Source organism: Providencia sp. PROV268 (genome assembly GCF_028477805.1).
GTDB classification, from domain to species: domain Bacteria; phylum Pseudomonadota; class Gammaproteobacteria; order Enterobacterales; family Enterobacteriaceae; genus Providencia; species Providencia stuartii.
Genome location: NZ_JAMPLW010000037.1, coordinates 1 through 19,871, shown reverse-complemented (window position 1 = coordinate 19,871; position 19,871 = coordinate 1). Strand labels below are relative to the sequence as shown.

Sequence of the window (19,871 nt, the reverse complement as noted above, 5' to 3'; positions counted from 1 at the left end):
ATTGTAAACACTCCGTTCTAATGTAATTTAGCAAATACATCGCCTGCTGTTCGTTCTCAGCTATCATCACTAATCTTGTTCAACTGCTACATTAGGTCGTGCGGTATCTCCATGATTCTGTTTTGTCAATAACGAAGCCGACATGACCATCTCCGATATGTGAAAAAACACAATACAACCGCATTTAAGTTAAAATAAGTTTACGCCATCGCTAAGATATGAGCGAGAAGAACGAATGCCATAACGCACTATCATTACATTGGCGAAGCCTACTCATTAAGGAGCTGGTTTAGCTATCCCGACTAATCCACGAAGTTTGGGTCGATAGAAAATAAATCTAATTACAGGATAAATAGCATCCTCCATGAATGCATTCACCTGCCTAACGCAATGCTTTGCAACGTCTAAGTTTATCACTGTTTTTTCTGATAACGCATCTAAAACATTTTATGAGCTTTTGTATTATGTATAGCATTTAATAACAGCCTCACGAAAGGGATTACTGCTTAGTAAAAATTATTATTAATACGCATTTCAACAAACTCAAATTACCTTTTATCACCTATTCCGCTTATCATGGCGTCCCCTGTAGGAATCGAACCTCCAACTAGCCCTTAAGAAGGATTCGTTATGTCCATTTAACTAAAGGGATATAAATTACCTTACAACGTTCGGATATTTCTTACTTCTAACTCATTCTCCATTTTGTGTGGAGAGTGAAAGTAACCATCATTAATATCTGAAATTACATATCTTCTAATCTAAATAACGTATCCGTATTTTTTACTATTCATTAGCTAAGTAACATCAATACAAATCCTCTATCCCGATGGAATATATTTTTTGTCTTTGGTAGTTGTTGCACTCCCTATTAACTGTGCGGCCTATCATTTTTATTTCCTTAGATAAAGAGATTTTTACTGTTATCAATGTTGAACCAACAGAGTCGATAAATCAAAAATGCTATTGTCACTCGCTATAAACGAACCGCTATAGTATCGGTAACCCCAATAATCTAAAAAAGAAAGCTTTCCATTTCATGATAAAAATCATCAAATCCAGACATGTCTCATATAAAGTGAGAATCATACAGTATATTCACTCAAAATAGGATAATTCTTGAATTAACTCTTTTACTCTATTAAAGCTAATAAACAACCACAAGTTGTTCCTTTATGAAGATAAAAATTCTCATATGATGATTTATTTATATTGAGTTTTACTTAATAATAATTTAGATTAAGTCACAAAATTTGTGATTGGTAAAGCTGGGAATTTACATTTTTAACGAATAAACCGTTGTATCATATTTAGCTTGCTGTATTTTATACTTGAAAATTCACTAACCACTGTCATTTTCATCTAAATACACATCACTATGCGTTATATCTCATTAGTTTCAGCCTAATTGTCTACGTATAGCGTTTTAAAATGTAAGTTACTTTTTATATCCCCAGCACACTGTAAATAAAACATAAATAGAGTAACCTTATGGAAAACGCAACAAAAAACCTTTTGGATATCGATATTGAAAAGGAAGATATACGTAGTCAAGTTCATCATGTTAAATTTCATGGTGACAATACTGAGTATTTCTTTATATGGATAGTGAATGTTTTATTGACGATACTCACTCTAGGTATATATTCAGCTTGGGCCACCGTCAGAACCCGACGCTACTTCTTAGGTAATACTGAGGTTAATGGCTCACGTCTTGAGTATCATGCTTCACCTGTAAGGATTCTAGTATCTAGGCTTATTATATTTTTCTTTTTTGCATTATATTTAGCCGTTAACTATCTTTTCCAACCAATAGCATATGTTATTCTGTCCCTATTTTTCTTGATGCTACCTTACTTTATTATTCGCTCATGTCGTTTCCATGCCATTATGACAAGCTATAGAAATGTAAGATTTAATTTTCTCGGCAGTTATAAAAAAGGGTATTGGTACTTTTTTATCCTTCCATTATTACTTTTATTAGGTGCAATTGCTTTTTCATTCTTGGTAGGACAAGTCATAGGTTTAATCGCTATCTTTAGTTCAGCGAATACCAATGAACATATAAATCTGAGTAGATACTTTATCGGCACATACGCGACTTTGTTATTAATAGCGATTTCTTTATATGCCATTTTTGCAATAAGAACCAAACAATTGTATGAGTATTTCGCAAATAACTTTTACTTTGGCAAATCTGCATTTAAGCTAAAAATGAATTATCGGGCAGTGGCTAAAATTTATAGTATCGCTTTTTTAATACTGGTTCCTTTCATCATCTTAAGCGGGTTTAGCATCATCTCTATGATAAAAACCGTTATCATACACGAAAGCAACTTCAGTGAGTTAGAACCACCTGTTTTTTTGTTTTTATTCATATATTTATACTTATACGTAGGGTTTTTCTTCTCTTATAGTTACATTCATATCATGATGAGACGTGAGTTTTTCAATAAATTAGAATTCAGTAACGAGCTAAAATTTAGCTCATCCATCACCTATTTTTCTTACCTAATTCTACTGTTCTCTAATAGTCTTATTATTATATTTACGCTAGGGTTAGCTACACCTATTGCTCAAATTCGCCATGCACGATATTTCGCCATGAACACTAAAATTACAGGCGATATGTCTCTAGAGAATGAACTCGCTCATGATGAGACTCACTCCAATTCTTTTCATGATGAAACGCTTGATTCCTTCGACTTTGGATTATCGTTGTGAACATAGTGGGTGAATATACTTATAATAAAAAGGCACTGAAACACAGTGCCTTTATTGAGTTAGATAATGATAAGCATCAAATTACTCTTCACGTTAACGATGAAGTTAAAACATATCTATACCAAGATATTCATTTATCAAAACCACTAGGAACACTACCAGACTCTATCTATTTTTCTGATGGTGGATGTTTTACCTGTGATAAAGAGCAACATTTACGTAACAAACTCGTTCTGAAAAAAGGCAAACTCCATTTTGGTGTTATTCACTTTTTAGAACGTTATAAAATGGCTAGCCTGTATTTACTAGCCTGTATTATTCCTATGGTATATCTCTTTTTCCAATTCTTTCTACCATCAATGGCATCGATTATTGCTAAAGAGACTCCTGTTCGAATTCAAATGCACCTTGGCCAAGAAACACTCGTACTCTTAGATGAAAGTGTACTTGAACCAAGTAAATTGCCATTAAAAAAGCAGCAAAAACTTAAGGCGCTATTTGAAAGAATTACACCTCAAGAATTTAATAATTATGATTTAAAACCACGGCTTATTTTTAGAGACTACCCGAAACAAGCCAACGCATTAACATTAACTGACGGTACAATCATCATTACTGATGAGTTAGTTAACTTAATTGAAGATGAAAATGAACTTGTTTCCGTTTTATTACATGAAATGGGCCATCATTATCATCATCATATAATGAATTCTTTAGTGAGTTCATCATCGTTAAAATTTGTCAGCATGTGGATACTGCGCAAATCATCAGGGATTGAAGACATATTGTTAAATTCAGGTAATCAATTAATGACATTGAGCTACTCTCGGGATATGGAATTAGAAGCTGACCAATTTGCTATTGAGTATATGTTAAAACAAGAACGCCCTTTAGAGATGATGGAATCAATATTTATCAAGCTGGCTAACATATCACCTGAAATGAAGAGTAAGCTATTAAGTACCCATCCTCTATGGAAAGAGCGCTTAAATGCGATAGATGCATCTAAACCCTATAGTCAGGATAAAAAACACTAATCACCTCGCTAACATCCCTTTTTATCAATCACTGAATAGAGAATCCCCAATAATATGGAGATTCTCTATTTGCCTTATTGGTAAAAAAATCAACATATAACTGATTATTAATGGAATATTTATACGTTCGATATAGATAGCGTTTATGAAAACAATATGCCGCGTTTTATCACTCTGTTACCACACGAGCATCGCTCTGTTTTATGTGAAATTGAGTTTTCTTCACTATCAAAAAATCAAATTTACGTTATAGTCATGATCTTTAAGTGTTATTTAACCTTTTGATTATGATGTCAATACCCATCATATATCGTCGCTAGCACAAGATATTATTAGGCAAAATTAGATGAAATACGCATCCGTGCCATTTAATCAAAACGAAAATGGTTGGTTAAATGAAACTTCACGCACTCCCCGATATCCGACCTTAAATCAAAATACCGACGCAGATTGGGTAGTTATAGGTTCTGGCTACGCGGGTTTATCTTTTGCAAGAAGACTTGCACACAACAATCCGAACCTTAAAATTATTCTCCTTGATTGCGCAACGGCAGCCGAAAGTTCATCTGCTCGAAATTCAGGATTTATTATTGGGTTACCTCATAATATTGGCAGTTCAACGGCCGAACTAAAGAAAGCCCAATTTTATCGCACGTTGCTTGAAGAAGGCATTCATCAGCTCGCGACATTAACTGAACAGTTTGCGATTGAGTGTGACTGGGAAAGTGCCGGCAAATATCATTGCCAAGTTGATAAAAAGAATGAACGTGTTTTACAAGAGTATGTCGATAATCTCAATACAATGAGTGAACCTTATCAATTACTCGATAAGGAGATGCTCTATCACAAATTAGGTACGCATTTTTATCATAAAGGGATATACACACCAAATTCAATTCTCGTTAATCCAGCAAAATTGGTGGTAGGCTTAGCACGCTCATTACCTGAGAATGTGAAAGTGTATAATTACACTCCCGTTATGGCAATACAGCCTGGCGCCACCATACAGGTACTGACTCCTTATGGCAATATTCGTACAGCAAACATTATGTTAGCAACGAATGCACTCTCTAGAGAATTAACACCAATTAATCATAACCAAGCAGCAATGGCGACATTTGCCAGTATCACAGCCCCACTTTCTCTCGAACAACAACAACGCTTACCAGCGATGAAGAGCTGGGGCTTAACACCTGTGAATGCTATTGCTGGCGCAACGTTACGCTATACCAAAGATCAGCGTATATTGATCCGCCAGCATGTTACCCCTGCGATATGTGGGCGGATCAGTGCAGAACAAACTTATCGAGTGACACAACAGCATCAACAGCTATTCAATAAAATCTACCCGCAATTAGCCGACGTTCCGATAACAAATACTTGGTCCGGAACAATCAGCGTTACCAGAAATGGTGCTCCTATTTGGGGCAAACTCATGAAAGGCGTGTATAGCGCGGGCGGTTGTAATGGCGCTGGGATCTCAAAACAAACCATAGCAGGAACATTATTGGCAGATTATGCTTTAGGAGTTGATAACCCTTTAATTGATGCCATGCAGCAACTTGGGCAAGCGAACTATTTGCCACCATCACCGATATTAGATATTGCAATCCACGCCTCATTACTGAAAGAAAGATATATTGGGAGAACGGAAGTATAATGGCAATCGAGTGAACTCTCCCATTCTAGTTTGATCTACATTCCGCACTAACCAATGGAACCCTTTTATCGCGTCATTTATTGGACCATTGGTTTCCCATCAGTAAGAAATTTTACTGCAATTTGCTGCCTATTCATGCTAACACCATAGCCTACGTTATGTGATTGAACCTTTGCCCAATAAACCTGCTGTGAATGCTATTCAACGGTTATGATCGCCATCCATCGAATATTTTTTATTTAACCCAGACTGATTAGGATTATCATTAAATGACTTTTCACAACTTATTATTATTTAAAGGTTATTCTAACTTGCTTCATTGATCCTTCACCGCTAAATTACCCGTAATTTTACTAATATGAGTGAATGGTTTATGAGCCTCACAATCATTATCTTTTTACTTGTTTATATTGCGATGGGGTTTGGTAAGCTCCCCGGTTTTAAAGTGGATAGAACCGGTGCTGCTGTTATTGGTGCCTTAGCCATGATGGCTGTCGGTAGTATTACCCCTCCTCAAGCATGGAATGCGATCGATTATCGTACTATTGGTATGTTATTTGGGTTGATGGTGGTTTCCGCCTCTTTTGTCGTATCTGGATTTTACAGCTGGACGGCAAACCGCGTTGCCATGCTCAAAGTCAGTGCCCCTGTGTTACTCGCTGTACTCATTGCTGTAGGTGGTTTACTTTCTGCTTTATTGACCAATGATGTTGTTGTGGTGGCAATGACCCCATTATTAGTTTCTATTACATTGTCACGGGGATTAAACCCTGTGCCTTTTTTGTTAGGGTTTTGCTTTGCTGCAAATAATGGCGCTTCTGGCTCCTTGATCGGTAGCCCACAAAATATGATCGCAGCCCAAGGGCTAGATATTTCATTTGTTGGGTTACTCCAAGCTTCGGCTGTACCAGCCTTACTCTCATTACCACTGACTTGGGCTGTTTTAGTTTTTCTTTATCGGAACCGTTGGTATCTGGCGAAAACATCCGTGGATGGAGCCGCGGCCACCCCTACTCCATCTACTGATCCTGCAACAAAACTTGATGTATGGGAAACCAGTAAAGCGGGCATTATTACGTTAATTGTTATTATCGCTTTCGTCATCAGTGATATTCCAAGAGAGCTTATTGCATTAACTGCGGCTGGGTTTTTATTGCTAAATCGCTCAATTGCATCAAGTGATATGCTGAAATTAGTTGATGGTAATCTGTTATTACTGATTATGGGATTATTTGTCGTCAATGCTGCATTTGCATCAACGGGATTGCCTCAGCAAATGTTAAATGATTTACGGAATAACGGTGTTGAGCTAAATAACCCTATCGTACTTTTCTTGATCACTGGTGTGTTAAGTACCATTGTTGGTAATAACCCCGCAGTAATGTTACTGGTGCCTTTCTTATCATCCAGCGGTAATACCGACTCATTAGGTGCCGCCTTAGTACTTGGCTCGGGTTTTTCAAGTAATTTATTCGTCTTTGGTAGCCTTGCCGGTATCATTGTGGTCGAACAAGCTGCCGCTTATGGTGTGAAAATTTCGTTTTCGGAATTTGCCAAATCAGGTGGGATCGTCGCTTTATTATGTATGCTACTAGCAGCAGCATGGATAGTCTTGGTGCTTTAAGCAGAATGCCACTCGCGTAATAGCGAGTGGCATATAAATAATTATTTCGGATAGCTGGTTTTATTTAAAATAGTGGCATGCGCCCCAACGGGAAATAGGCTAACCGCACTAAAGGCCTGATCCTGATACCCCATGATCCCACCATCCGTCCTCATCATATCTAAATCAATCAGGATAATGCCGAGTGTTGGAATAATTTTCTCACGCCAAATAAATAAATATAGCTGCTCTGACACCTTAATATAGTGGCAGCGGTCAACATCAGCTAACCCCTTTTCGACCCCATCTAAACAATGCCACGCATAAAACTGTTCGTTAAGATAAACATGTTCATAGCGCTCTTTTGGATTATAGGTATACATATTGCGCATACCAATTAATTCAGATGTGTAGGCCGGTAAAGAGCGTTGAGCCTCTCCTAAAGTGCCAAAATAAATCTCCACCTCGACATCTGTCAAAGGGCGATTTTGCTCTACTTTACTAAAGGCAGAAATGCGAATATCTGCTTCGTCAGGGAGTTTACCTTGCACTAATACACAGTTACCGTCTTTTTCATTGATAATTAAGGTAACACTGGCTTGCCAATCATCTGGGGAGATAAAATTGACGAAATAAACCCCTGAACGAATTGAGGTAACACGGCAATCAATTGTCACACCTTGCCATTCAATTTGTTGATCTGCTGGAAAAGAAATATCTTCTTGTCGGTCTTTGTCAGCGAATCTCAATTGAAATGTTTTACCTGTTAATTGGTTATTGGTTTCTAAAATATAGCTATCTGGAGCAAAACCATCTGACAATGCGCCAACTTGGATAAAAGCCACTTCTTCAATCATAATAGCTCCTTAAGTAAAAGCGAGTGTAGGTAAATCAACGACGCTTGCACCACCATCAATAACCAGTGCAGCACCTGTAATCATTGATGCGTCAGTAGAGCATAAGAATCGGCATGCCAATGCGACCTCTTTTGCCGTTGCAGGGCGCTGTAACGGTACATCACGGCATACATATCGATAAGCGTCATCTAATGTAAATTGATGCTGCTCCATTAAAGGCTGCATCTCTTCATCTGCCATTGGTGTTCTAACCCAGCCGGGACAAACTGCATTCGCTCTGACACCTTGATGACCATAATCACGTGCAACGGAGCGCATCAATCCTATTAAGGCGTGTTTGGCTGTCACATACCCACACGCTTCCGGACCTGCGGCCAACGATGCCAGTGAGCCGACAAATAAGACATTACCGTGACTTTGCGTTAATAGGGGTATACAACCACGAACACTCGCAAAAGCACTATCAAGATTAGCTTTCATCGCTTGATGCCACTGTTGGTCATTCATATCTTCAACACGCCCCAACCCCATTCCGCCTGCATTGCACACCAGCACATCAATAGTGCTCGTATGTTGCTTAATTTGTGGCAAAATAATTTCGTTCCATGAAGTTTCAGTTGAGACATCAGCAACGATAGCAATGGCACCTGTTTCAAGTGCAACTGCATTTAGCGGCTCTGCACGCCGTCCAACAATAAAAACCTGATCCCCTTGCTGTGTGAATAGTTGCGCACACGCCGCACCAATCCCTGTGCCACCTCCTGTAATGATGACGGATCTTGAGTTCATTCACCCCCCTATCGCTGGAATTGTTAAAGCAACGTTAATTTATTTATTAATATAGAAATAAATAACCTTCGTTGACCATCGATCTAAGGAACGATATTCAGCAAAATACGGAGGTCGCGAATAAATTTATCGCTAAAAGGTATCAACCTGCCTCACAACAGGTTGATAAAGATAAGGGAAGCATTAAGGTAAGATAGCAAAAGAACGCACGGGAAAACCGCTCGCATTATTAGGTTTGGCAACAATATTAAAAATAACCGCCCCTCTCGTCGGTAATTTGTCCAGATTGGTCATCAATTCAATTTGATAGGTGTCCTGCTCTAGAACATAGTATTCACCTAATAATGCATTATGGCGACGAAAATCCTTAGCCGCATCGGTGTCAAAGGTTTCATGGCCTATTGCTTTGATCCCCCTTTCCTCAAATAAGAATTTCAATGCATCAATCCCCCAACCCGGTATCTGATTATTTCCCTCTGCATCTTTGTTATCCATCGCCTCCTGAGATGGCCAACGATGACTCCAGTCAGTCCGTAGTGCAACAAAAGTATCAGGCTCTATTTTTCCGTACTCTTGTTCAAAATTGAGTACATCTTGACGTGAAAATGCAAACGTAGGGTCTTGCTTCGCTCTTTTTGATTGGTCAATCACAATTAGGGGTAAAACTAACTCTTTTAGTTCTAATTCATGCAGATAGCGTTTCCCTTCAACGAAATGGCAGGGGGCGTCAATGTGTGTGCCATATTGGCCTGGAAAAGTAAATTGTTGGGCAAAAAAACCATCTGGATAATCAAATAATGTCTTTATGCTTGCCGATTCAAACATAAAAAAATGCGGTGAATCTTTATCAAAAGGATGCGTTAAATCAACCCATTTTTTTGACTTTAATAATTTAAGTGCTGTGATTAAGTCATTTTCCATAATATTCCCCTGATGATGTGTTAATTCAATTTTTAATTTTTAGCTTGTTCAATAACTAATTAACGAAAAAAACACAATTTGTCTAGATCAGTAAAGAGAGGAATTTTCATATTAAAAATAGAAGAGAAAATCGTATCACTCAAATAAAAAACCACCTAATATAAATATTAGGTGGTCAAATGTAACATAATAAAAAATAATAAATAGACTAGGGTTTTGGATAATTAGCCCATGCTTGAGGTTCAATAAAACCATCATAAATAGACTGAGAACGAATGTAATCAGCGTATTCTTTAGATTCAAAAGCCTCTTTTAAATCTTTTGCCCATTGGGAATTCACATTGTCTTGCATAACAGTCACAATCACCCGATGCTCTAATGGTGAATTTTCTACAACCAGCCCATCGGCAATACGCTGACCAGCGCTGGCAACATAGTTGCCGTTAACAACAACAAAATCAACATCATCTAATAAACGTAACCCCTGAGCTGCATCGGTTTCACGTATATCTAAACGATATTTAGCAGGTTCGATATCATTAACACTAAAGGTTAATGTGCTGATATTCGGTTTGATTTTTATCCAACCTAACTCTTCTAAAATACGTGCGCCGCGCTCTGCATTTACGGGGTCATTGGATAAAGCAACGATCATACCGTCTTTCACTTCGTCTAATGATTTATGTTTATTCGAACGTAAGCTTTGTGGTGCACTCGGAGAATCGGTTAATGCCACCATATTAATATTATTTTTCTTATTATAAGCTTCCATATATGCACGACTCTGGTTTACCGAGGCATCGATAGAACCTTCTTCAAAGGCGGGATTTATTTGTCTATTTTGCGAAAATTGGCGTAAATTGACTTTATAACCCTTCTTTTCCAAGATGGGTACAATCCCTTTCTCAACTTGGTCGATATAATTACCAACCCCAAAACCTATAGTGATCTCTTTTTTATTCGGATTATCCTTTTCACTATTATCATTACATGCAGCTAATGCAATAACAGCGGTAGCAATAAGCGATAAGTATTTTATTTTTTGTTTCAACATGATGTTACGACCCTGTGTAAATAATGTGGCCAGTATAATCATATTTTTACATCTTATTTAGATCATCTCGTTATAACTTAATACAAAAAGAATATATAACCTATTTTATATGCCTTTTAGGTATATGAATATAATAATTTGTTCGTTCGAATAACGATTCGCTTGATATGTAATGAAGGAGATAAAAAACGTTAAAAAAAAGTGAGTTATGAAATGCCGATTTTAAATTATGATTTAATTGATGCGCTAATCAATATAACACCAGAGTCTACCTTAGCAGACGCAAGGAAAGAACGTTCAAACGCGACAGAAAATACGCAAGCTGCTTTTGAAGCGATTTTTTCCGCACCGTCACCCCAATTAACCGGAGAAATTAAGTTTTTATTTGCGCGAATTATCGCTGAACAGACAGGTAGCCATGTGCTAGCCGATTTTTACAATCAATTATTAGGGCAGCGCTCACCTAACTTGAATACGCCAGCGCTTCAAGCCGCTGAACACTATTTACGCATATTGGTGAGCCAACCAAAACAAACTCATTACTCCCTCATTCATGCCCTTATTGAACAAGGGTGGCACGAAGCGGATATTATCCTACTTGCGCAATTAATAACTTTTGTCACCTATCAAGCCCGTTTAATTGAAGGGTTAAGATTATTGCAAGGTAACAGTACTATCACCAAATCTGCTGAGCCAGTTACTGCTGGACAATGGAATAGCAACTCACACACTCATCAAGGCCAACCGGCTCCGACCGCCTTCACTCAAGATCAACTTGGATGGGAATCATGGCTACAAGCGAGAGATCCACAGACGCTAGAAGCAGATGAAGCTCAGGTGATGAAAAAATTCGGCCAACTTAATTCTGAATATTTTTTGCTGCTCGCCCATCAAAGTCACATTCTAACACTACGTACGCTTATCGATCGTGGCGTCTTTTATACCCTCGGCGGCTTACCTCGTTGGGAACGTGAATTTGCTGCTGCGGCGGTTAGCAAGGTGAACGGCTGCATCTATTGTGCTTCGGTACATGCTCGTAAAGCCAGCCAATATGCCAAAGAGCATAAAGCGGATGTTGAGAAGCTTATCGCAACGCCAGTAGGCGCGATTTTAGCTGAGGGTTTTGATGACCGTTTAACGGCGATTACGGATTTCACGACAGCGCTATCAACGACACCAATACGAGCCACGCATCAACAGGTTGAGACACTACGTCAACTAGGGCTAAGTGAGCTAGAGCTACTTGATTTGATCCAATCAACCGCCTTTTTCTCTTGGGCTAATCGACTGATGCTCTCACTCGGTGAACCATTTGAACTTAAACAGGACAAGGAGTGATCTCGTGACACAGCTAAAAGGGTTAAATGCTTTGGAAGAGCAAATCACTCAAGACCTACAAAACATTAATCTGCCATTAAACCGCTGGTCATTATCGCCAAACCAGTCTGATGACCATCAATTAGATGTTGCAATTATCGGTGCGGGCATGTCAGGGGTCACGGCAGCCTTTGCCCTTAAATTACAAGGGATTGATGCGATAGTTTTTGATCAAGCCCCAGAAGGTCAAGAAGGCCCATGGCAAACGCCGGCCTTGATGGAAACATTGCGTTCACCAAAACAGGTGGTTGGCCCTGCACTCGCGTCACCCTCTTTAACTTTTCAAGCTTGGTTTAAAGCTCAGTTTGGTGACGATGAGTGGGAAGCACTCGATAAAATTCCTCGTTTACAATGGGGGGAATATCTACAATGGTTTAAAACCATGACGTCGCCAGTGGTTTTCAATCAATATCAATTAACTGATATTCAAGTCAACCCACAAGGTTGCCTACTCACATTTGCAACACCTAACGGTAAACAGCAATATCAAGCACAGCATGTGATCCTTGCGACAGGTATGGAATCCTTTAGCGAACCTAATATTCCAAGCTTTATGGCGGAGATCCCTTCTGCTTACTGGGAGCACTCTTACGCCGGTAGTGATTACAGCCGGTTTAAAGGGTTAGATATTGCGGTCGTAGGATACAGTGCCGGTGCTATGGATAGCTCGGCAACAGCACTTGAACAGGGTGCGCGCTCTGTTGAATTATTGATCCGAGCGAAAGATATGCCAAGGGTGAATCGCGGAAAAGTCGCAGGCAACCCCGGCTTTACTCAAGCTTATCACCAGCTTACCGATGCACAAAAATGGCATTACAGTGATTATGTTGCTAAAGCAAAAACGCCGGCCCCGCATGGCAGCACGCTGAGAGTCTCTCGGCATGAAAATGCTTATTTTAACTTTAATACACAGGTCAAAAAGATAGACATCAATGGTAAGAAACTGCATATCGCCACAACCACAGGGGAATATGTGGTCGATTACCTGATCTTAGCGACCGGATATCGCATTAATTGGCAGCGCCACAGTGCATTTAATCACATCGCGCCTTTTATTCGTAAATGGGGTGATGTGTATACCCCTTCTAAAGCTGAACAAAATAGTGAGTTTGCCTCCTATCCCTATTTAGGCCATCACTTTGAATTTCTCCCTAAAACCGATTGTGAGTTACCTAAGCTCAGTAATATTTACTGCTTTAACTTAGCTGCATCCTTAAGTATGGGGCCACTTATTGGTTTGATCCCTAATACCAATACAGGCGCGCAGAAACTGGCTGAACATATCGCTGCTCAGTTGTACCTCGCTCATCATGAGCAACATTTAGAGCAGGTAAAAAATAGCACTGAAGCGGAGCTACTAGGTGATGAATGGCAACCTGCTCTCCCCTATAGCCAGCGAACACCACAAACGAGCAATGTGGAGTGATTGATGATTACATTTAAAAATATTCAGAAGGTCTATGAAAAAGAAGGCCATTCACTCACTGCCTTACAGGATGTGAATTTGCAGATTCATGAAGGTGATATTTTTGGGTTTATTGGCTATAGCGGTGCAGGAAAAAGCTCCTTGATCCGTCTCGTCAACCAACTTGAAAAACCCTCGTCAGGTGAAGTGATCATTAATGGGAAAAATATTGCTCACCATAGTGCAACTGAAATTCGAGCCCATAAAAAAAGCATCGGCATGATCTTCCAGCACTTCAATTTGTTAGAAACGAAGACCGTTGCACAGAATATCGCCATGCCGTTATTGCTATCAGGAGTCGACAAAAAAGAAATTCAGCGACGCGTGGATGATATTTTAGCCTATGTAGAGCTGAGTGATAAAAAACACCAATATCCTGGGCAACTATCAGGCGGACAAAAACAGCGTGTTGGTATTGCTCGAGCATTAATCAATAACCCGAAAATTTTATTGTGTGATGAAGCCACTTCTGCACTGGACCCACAAACGACACAATCTATTTTGTCATTATTAAAAAAAATTAATCGTGAACAAAATATCACCATTTTGTTGGTAACTCATGAAATGGAGGTGATTGAGCAGATATGTAATCGTGTCGCGGTAATGGAGGCGGGTCGAGTTGTCGAAGAAGGCACTGTTTTAGAGATTTTCTCAGAGCCACAACATCCGACGACAAAAAAGTTTGTCCGTACCGTACTTAACGAAGAAATCCCTGAACGTGTCTTGCACAATTTAGAGCATCAAAGCAATGTTTACCGCTTAGAGTTTTTAGGTGCTTCCGCACAGCAACCCGTTGTGAATGAACTGATCTTACAGGATAAAGTTAAAATCAATATTTTGTTTGCCAATATGAAAGAGATAAGTGGTGTCGTGTTAGGCAGTATGTTTGTCCAGATCGTCGGCCATGATGAAGATATCGACCAAGGGATCGCATTTTTACGTCAGCGCGGTGTTGCTGTCAATAAGGGGGTACTATGACACAATGGCTTGATACCGCATTAACGAGTAAACAATTTTTACTCGCGATGTCTGAAACCTTCACTATGGTTTCAATTGCACTGGTTATCGGTTCCCTATTGGGGGTTTTGCTGGGGATTGCACTCGTTGTGACGCGCCCTGATGGGATTTGGGAAAATAAATGGGTTTATCGCATTATTAACCCAATAATCAATACGGTCCGTTCATTGCCTTTTATTATTCTACTCGTTGCAATGATCCCTCTAACACGTTTTATGGTTGGCACCTCTATCGGCACTACGGCTGCCATTGTGCCCTTAGTTATCTATATTGCACCTTATACGGCTCGTTTAATTGAAAACTCATTATTAAGTGTGCATTCGGGGATCATTGAAGCCGCAGATTCAATGGGGGCGACCAATTGGCAAATTGTTTGGCACTTTATCTTACCTGAGGCTAAATCATCGCTAATCTTAAGCTTAACCGCAGCCAGTATCACTTTAGTGGGAGCGACAGCCATGGCTGGAGCGGTCGGTGGTGGCGGTGTCGGTGACCTAGCACTCAACTACGGTTACCAACGTTTCGACAACGTTGCTATGGCAATCACCGTCGTTACATTAGTCATTATTGTTCAAGGAATACAAATGATTGGTGATTATCTTGCTAAGAAAGCAAGATTCCACTAATTCTAGATGACCGATATATCAGATTATATCGGTCAATCTACTCTTTTCCGTCCAATGCATCATTTTATTGATAATCTCCGCATCTTTTTCGCCTGTTTTCCTCTAAATAATTATTTTTCTAATTTATAGCTTATTGATTAGCGTGAAAATTACACAAAACGCCAACCTTTACTAACTTTAAAGTTAAATCCCACAAAAAAATATAAATGAAACCGCTGATTCCACCAAACAATGCGTTCAAAAGCTTATAAAAATAGCATAAGCATGTCATAACAATTTAAAAAAATGCAGTTAATCGTCAATTTATTTGTTGTTATCTGTTGTATAATCATAATGATATGTCAATGGAAATGTTTTTAAGTCGTTTTAAACAAAAACATTATCAATGCCATGTTAATCTGAGTTTTTTCTTCTTATTGCTGATTACTTTATACGCAACACTACTGCATCATCAGCGTTTTATTAACCTCTAACCTAAATCTGATTATGCCAACAATAGAACAACTGATATTACTGACATCCATACTGATTTTACTGGGTATTTTTTCTAGCAAACTTTCTGCTCGGCTAGGCTTGCCTATGCTTGTTATGTTCCTGTTTATAGGAATGTTAGCGGGTGAAGATGGCATAGGCCAAATCGCGTTTAACAACGTGAATGTTTCCTATGCTGTAGGTTCACTCGCATTAGCCTTGATTTTGTTCGACGGTGGCCTACAAACATCAGTTAAATCGATTCGACTTGTTTGGAAGCCTGCATTTACCTTGGCCACCTTTGGGGTGTTAATTACCGCGGGCATCACCGGACTCGCCGCGGCTTATATTCTTGGCATCCCCTTGCTTGAAGGGCTGTTGCTTGGCGCCATTGTCGGCTCAACAGATGCGGCGGCGGTATTCTCCCTATTGCGTAACGCGGGTATCTACCTTAATGAACGTTTACAATCAACGTTAGAAATTGAAAGTGCTACCAACGACCCAATGGCAATTTTCTTAACCGTGGGCTTACTGCAACTCCTCATGAATCAAAGCGCTTCTGGTAGCGAATTATTATTACTGTTCGTTAGCCAAATGGGGATCGGTACACTTGTCGGCCTAAGTGTTGGTTGGATTTCAATCAAGATCATTAATAAAATTAAGTTACTGGCAACAGGGTTATACCCAGTATTAGTGGCGGCGTGTGGTCTATTATCATTCGGTCTAGCCAGTAACTTACAAGGTAGTGGCTTTTTATCTATCTTCGTTACAGGCGTTGTGATTGGTAATGCTCGCTTTGTTTTCCAACGTAATACCTTTTTATTCCATGATGGGCTGGCTTGGCTCAGCCAAATCATCATGTTCGTTATGTTAGGCTTGCTAGTTAACCCAAGCTCTTTATTAGAGGTCTGGTTTGAAGGGTTGGTGATCGCACTGGTACTCACCTTTATCGCTCGCCCCATCGCTGTCGTGCCTGTATTAAAATTCTTTAAATTCAGTCGTGAAGAAATCACTCTGGTTTCTTGGGTTGGTCTGCGTGGCTCTGTTCCTATTATCTTAGCGATCTTCCCTTTTATTTATGGTCTACCAGGTGCTAACTTAATTTTTGATGTGGTTTTCTTCGTGGTATTAATCTCAGCGACGTTACAAGGCTCTACCCTACCTTATGTCGCACGCAAACTTAATTTAATGCAGCCACCACCATTACTGCCCGCTGCAACTTTGGACATTACCGCTGTCGATCAAATTGATGCTGACCTAGTAGAGTATACGTTGGGTGAGGACTGTTCTGCTGTCGGCCGCCGTCTATCTCAGTTGGCACTACCTGACCAAACTGTCATCGCAATGATCACTCGTGGTAAAAGCGTGCTCCCCCCTCGTGGTTCAACAAGACTAATTGCCGATGACCATTTGTTTGTCGTCTTGAAACCAGAAAATCGTTTATTCCTCGAACGGCTGTTCTCTGAACAAGTCTCTCCTGATTTAACCCCGATAGAATTACCCACTTCTGGGCTCAGTCTAAAGGGCACAACAAGGTTAGATGAGATTTATGAGTCTTATGGCATTTTAATCGATAATGAGAATAACCAGACACTGGATCAATTTATTTATAGCATTTCAGCAAATGAGCCAGTACAAGACACCGTCATTAGCTTAGCGACATTACAGATAAGAATTAGTGAGATGATCGGCTCTCGAATTGTGACGGCAGTATTAGAGCCCCTTCCACAAGAAGATAATTAGTTCAACGGCAAACATCAGTTAATTCGATTTACAATGAAATTAACTGATGTTTATATCTGCCAGCCTCTTTTATTGTCTGGATGTGCGATTTTATCTGGGTGTATTGTTGATAGCTTTATCTTCTTTAGACTATTTGATGAGTTGTTATTTTTACTCATATAATTTTCTAGATTCTTAGCTACAAAAAATAAAAGCCCGTAAACGGGCTTTTATTTCGCAAAGTATAAATAAAGATAGCTACAATAAATTATCAGTATACTCAATAGAGAGAATTCTCAATTGTTATTAGCATATTAATGTTCTTAATTGAAACAATTAAGTTTTAATTGCTTAATTAAGTTCCACTTTGGAACATAATAACTGATGATTAAATGAGTGAATAAATAGAGTCATCAAACCCTTTAGATTCTTTGTCCTCATTAGCATGAGTATCATCTTGCAGGATTTCACTGAAGAATTCGCCCATATTTACATCTAATACTTTTAGTACTCTAACTAGACAATCAATATCTATACGATTTACCCCACGTTCATAACGAAATAGTTGTTGCTCACTGATATCAATCTCTTTAGCTAACTGAAAAACGGTATAGCCTTGAGATTTTCTTAACGATTTAATTTTTTGTCCAACTGCACAAGCGACAGGATATTTTGTATTCATAAACATTCTCGCTTCAACTTATATTATTAATGAAATAAAAAATCAGCAGGTGATTCTCTGTGTTTTTCTATTGTTATCTTTATTTATGATATAGCCATTTGGGTGTATTAACGACGATTCAGCATATATCTTGAGAGGGATGATATACTAGCCATATAATTAGTTTCAACTAATCCAAAAATGACATTGCAAATGTGTAACTAAATATTATCAGAATCACAAAAAGCCCACCACCTAAGTATTATTCTTTAATTTCAATAAGTTAATCTGTTTAACAATTAATAGTTGTTGTTCTATGCAGACATAGTCTAACAGGTAGCGGTAGAGTTATAATCTAAATTAACCTCATTTAACCGATAAAAAATCTAAAAATAAAAGAAATAAACAGAATAATTTAATACTGTAACACTATTAATGATTTTTCAAATCAATATTCATTTTATGAATACGCATAATAGGATAATTACAGCAATACTGTAAAACAAAGTAAAAAATGGAAATTTTTCCCATATTATCATTTTGATAACTTAAATATCAATAACTTATAACAATAGTCCTTTTGTTACAATCGGCAGAAAATACTTAATTTTTAAAGCAGCACAAAAAAAACAGACTACAGCTATCATAGCTAACATAACAAAACATTAACGTTAAGTATCTTTTTGCTTTGCTATACATGAAGCATATCACAAAAAACAAAAAATTAAATTCCCACAAATAAACAGGTTTTTATCTCGCCACAACACTCTAAAAGTGATATTTTTCTTATAGATTTTTTACATATATTAAACATGGGGAGTTTATGTCTACAAAATTTTTATCGGCAGATTTTTATCATGTTAAGCTCGACTGATACTCCTACAATTTTTTGTTTTTAGCATCTGATATAGACAAATGAAATCTAATCCTCAACAAAAAGAACATCTACAGCATTATAAGAGTAACAATGTAGATTTTATCTAACCATTATTCTTAGCCCAATAAGAAGAGTATTTCTAGCAATAATCATTCGAAATTTATTTCCTTTTTTGATCCTACCTTCCTTATAACTCATATACAGCGTAGATATAGCGACAAATAAACACCATGCAAAATCATCTTTTAATGACGATCATTTATTGATAAGTTTTTATTGATGATCATTTTTGAACCAAGCATTTTTATTAATACATATTTTAGGTGGTTTATTAATTACCTGATTAGTGACTAATAGCAACTTAATGAATATTTTTCGATATTGTAAATATTAAAACTAATTATCATTAATATTTTCATTAAATAAAATAACGGTAAGTGATAATAAAGCAAAGATAATGTGCTCGAATTAATAAGAGATTATTTTCATCAATTAGCACATTGGGTAATATTTAATATCTAAATTTAGGTTTAGACGTTGCTTTCAGCGAGTTTAATGACTGCATTCAATTTGCACTCAACGCGTTTACAAGTTTTTTTATTATTATGCCCAGCTAACAGTCAATTAAGACTAAAATGCTGAAATATGCGCATTTAGCTCACTCTACAGCGGGAAATTTAATGGAGCTATCCGAGAAATGAATTTCTGTTATTTTATCCAGCACGCTGCGTACTAGAGCAAAATTGAATAAAAATGAGAGGTTGAAGTGTTATTATCTATGTGAGTGGTTATTTATCAATTTTACAAGCTAGCAAATCAATAAGCTCAGTGTCTTGGCTAAATCTCTGTTTGTTAGCTTCGCAGACATGACAAAAACGCTATCGATAAGCAGGGTTCGATGATCGCAAAGCGGTTACAGTGGGTTTGATTAGAATTTTAATGCGGTTTTTCATTGATACTTAAATAAACATCATGAAAATAAGGTGGTTATTGTTGATTTAGGGGATTGA

General features: G+C 38.2%; 14 protein-coding genes. 9 read left to right on the top strand and 5 right to left on the bottom strand.

Going from position 1 to position 19,871, the window contains the following annotated elements; genetic code table 11:
• The first annotated feature begins 1,491 nt into the window (after nucleotides 1–1,491).
• The 4 genes from PR699_RS19045 to PR699_RS19030 all read left to right on the top strand — a co-directional run bounded on the left by PR699_RS19045 (nucleotide 1,492) and on the right by PR699_RS19030 (nucleotide 7,045).
• Nucleotides 1,492–2,724: a YjgN family protein gene (locus PR699_RS19045; protein WP_004921259.1), complete on the top strand. Its 1,233-nt coding sequence runs from the start codon at nucleotides 1,492–1,494 to the stop codon at nucleotides 2,722–2,724.
• Nucleotides 2,721–3,761 (top strand): M48 family metallopeptidase, encoded by a 1,041-nt coding sequence (locus tag PR699_RS19040; protein WP_014656295.1) that lies wholly within the window; start codon nucleotides 2,721–2,723, stop codon nucleotides 3,759–3,761. The genes PR699_RS19045 and PR699_RS19040 overlap by 4 nt, the downstream gene beginning before the upstream one ends.
• Before the next feature lie 346 nt (nucleotides 3,762–4,107).
• The gene (locus PR699_RS19035) at nucleotides 4,108–5,421 is read left to right on the top strand and encodes an FAD-binding oxidoreductase (RefSeq protein ID WP_014656296.1); all 1,314 of its coding nucleotides are present in this window, start codon (nucleotides 4,108–4,110) and stop codon (nucleotides 5,419–5,421) included.
• A gap of 373 nt (nucleotides 5,422–5,794) precedes the next feature.
• Entirely contained in the window at nucleotides 5,795–7,045 is a 1,251-nt protein-coding gene (locus PR699_RS19030; protein ID WP_014656297.1) for an SLC13 family permease, read from the top strand.
• 41 nt (nucleotides 7,046–7,086) lie between these two features.
• Here PR699_RS19030 and PR699_RS19025 read toward each other — a convergent pair whose 3' ends face one another.
• The 4 genes from PR699_RS19025 to PR699_RS19010 all read right to left on the bottom strand — a co-directional run bounded on the left by PR699_RS19025 (nucleotide 7,087) and on the right by PR699_RS19010 (nucleotide 10,687).
• Entirely contained in the window at nucleotides 7,087–7,881 is a 795-nt protein-coding gene (locus PR699_RS19025) for a MoaF C-terminal domain-containing protein (RefSeq protein WP_014656298.1), read from the bottom strand.
• Nucleotides 7,882–7,890: 9 nt separating this feature from the next.
• A complete protein-coding gene (locus PR699_RS19020; RefSeq protein ID WP_004921272.1) occupies nucleotides 7,891–8,670 on the bottom strand; it encodes an SDR family NAD(P)-dependent oxidoreductase in 780 nt (259 codons plus the stop codon).
• A gap of 183 nt (nucleotides 8,671–8,853) precedes the next feature.
• Nucleotides 8,854–9,591 carry a cyclase family protein gene (locus tag PR699_RS19015; RefSeq protein WP_014656299.1) on the bottom strand — a complete coding sequence of 246 codons (738 nt, stop codon included), beginning with the start codon at nucleotides 9,589–9,591 and terminating at the stop codon, nucleotides 8,854–8,856.
• Between the two features lie 208 nt (nucleotides 9,592–9,799).
• A complete protein-coding gene (locus PR699_RS19010; RefSeq protein ID WP_004921277.1) occupies nucleotides 9,800–10,687 on the bottom strand; it encodes a MetQ/NlpA family ABC transporter substrate-binding protein in 888 nt (295 codons plus the stop codon).
• A 171-nt stretch (nucleotides 10,688–10,858) separates the two neighbouring features.
• On the opposite strand from PR699_RS19010, the gene PR699_RS19005 reads away from it, so the two are divergent.
• The 5 genes from PR699_RS19005 (at nucleotide 10,859) to PR699_RS18985 (ending at nucleotide 17,344) form a co-directional block, all read left to right on the top strand.
• Nucleotides 10,859–11,983, top strand: a complete 1,125-nt coding sequence (locus tag PR699_RS19005; protein WP_041705010.1) for a peroxidase-related enzyme — start codon at nucleotides 10,859–10,861, stop codon at nucleotides 11,981–11,983.
• A 4-nt stretch (nucleotides 11,984–11,987) separates the two neighbouring features.
• Nucleotides 11,988–13,448 (top strand): FAD/NAD(P)-binding protein, encoded by a 1,461-nt coding sequence (locus tag PR699_RS19000; protein ID WP_014656301.1) that lies wholly within the window; start codon nucleotides 11,988–11,990, stop codon nucleotides 13,446–13,448.
• A 3-nt stretch (nucleotides 13,449–13,451) separates the two neighbouring features.
• Entirely contained in the window at nucleotides 13,452–14,465 is a 1,014-nt protein-coding gene (locus tag PR699_RS18995; protein WP_004921283.1) for a methionine ABC transporter ATP-binding protein, read from the top strand.
• Nucleotides 14,462–15,130, top strand: a complete 669-nt coding sequence (locus tag PR699_RS18990; RefSeq protein WP_014656304.1) for a methionine ABC transporter permease — start codon at nucleotides 14,462–14,464, stop codon at nucleotides 15,128–15,130. The genes PR699_RS18995 and PR699_RS18990 overlap by 4 nt, the downstream gene beginning before the upstream one ends.
• 486 nt (nucleotides 15,131–15,616) lie before the next feature.
• Nucleotides 15,617–17,344 carry a potassium/proton antiporter gene (locus PR699_RS18985; protein ID WP_004921290.1) on the top strand — a complete coding sequence of 576 codons (1,728 nt, stop codon included), beginning with the start codon at nucleotides 15,617–15,619 and terminating at the stop codon, nucleotides 17,342–17,344.
• A gap of 367 nt (nucleotides 17,345–17,711) precedes the next feature.
• Here PR699_RS18985 and PR699_RS18980 read toward each other — a convergent pair whose 3' ends face one another.
• Nucleotides 17,712–18,005 carry a helix-turn-helix domain-containing protein gene (locus PR699_RS18980; protein WP_014656306.1) on the bottom strand — a complete coding sequence of 98 codons (294 nt, stop codon included), beginning with the start codon at nucleotides 18,003–18,005 and terminating at the stop codon, nucleotides 17,712–17,714.
• Between the last annotated feature and the right edge of the window lie 1,866 nt (nucleotides 18,006–19,871).

Coding starts and splice junctions, on each gene's coding strand:
- PR699_RS19025 (WP_014656298.1), bottom strand. CDS start 7,881: ATGATTGAAGAAGTGGCTTTTATCCAAGTTGGCGCATTGTCAGATGGT.
- PR699_RS19015 (WP_014656299.1), bottom strand. CDS start 9,591: ATGGAAAATGACTTAATCACAGCACTTAAATTATTAAAGTCAAAAAAA.
- PR699_RS18980 (WP_014656306.1), bottom strand. CDS start 18,005: ATGAATACAAAATATCCTGTCGCTTGTGCAGTTGGACAAAAAATTAAA.
- PR699_RS19035 (WP_014656296.1), top strand. CDS start 4,108: ATGAAATACGCATCCGTGCCATTTAATCAAAACGAAAATGGTTGGTTA.
- PR699_RS19045 (WP_004921259.1), top strand. CDS start 1,492: ATGGAAAACGCAACAAAAAACCTTTTGGATATCGATATTGAAAAGGAA.
- PR699_RS19030 (WP_014656297.1), top strand. CDS start 5,795: ATGAGCCTCACAATCATTATCTTTTTACTTGTTTATATTGCGATGGGG.
- PR699_RS18985 (WP_004921290.1), top strand. CDS start 15,617: ATGCCAACAATAGAACAACTGATATTACTGACATCCATACTGATTTTA.
- PR699_RS19010 (WP_004921277.1), bottom strand. CDS start 10,687: ATGATTATACTGGCCACATTATTTACACAGGGTCGTAACATCATGTTG.
- PR699_RS19005 (WP_041705010.1), top strand. CDS start 10,859: ATGCCGATTTTAAATTATGATTTAATTGATGCGCTAATCAATATAACA.
- PR699_RS19020 (WP_004921272.1), bottom strand. CDS start 8,670: ATGAACTCAAGATCCGTCATCATTACAGGAGGTGGCACAGGGATTGGT.
- PR699_RS18990 (WP_014656304.1), top strand. CDS start 14,462: ATGACACAATGGCTTGATACCGCATTAACGAGTAAACAATTTTTACTC.
- PR699_RS18995 (WP_004921283.1), top strand. CDS start 13,452: ATGATTACATTTAAAAATATTCAGAAGGTCTATGAAAAAGAAGGCCAT.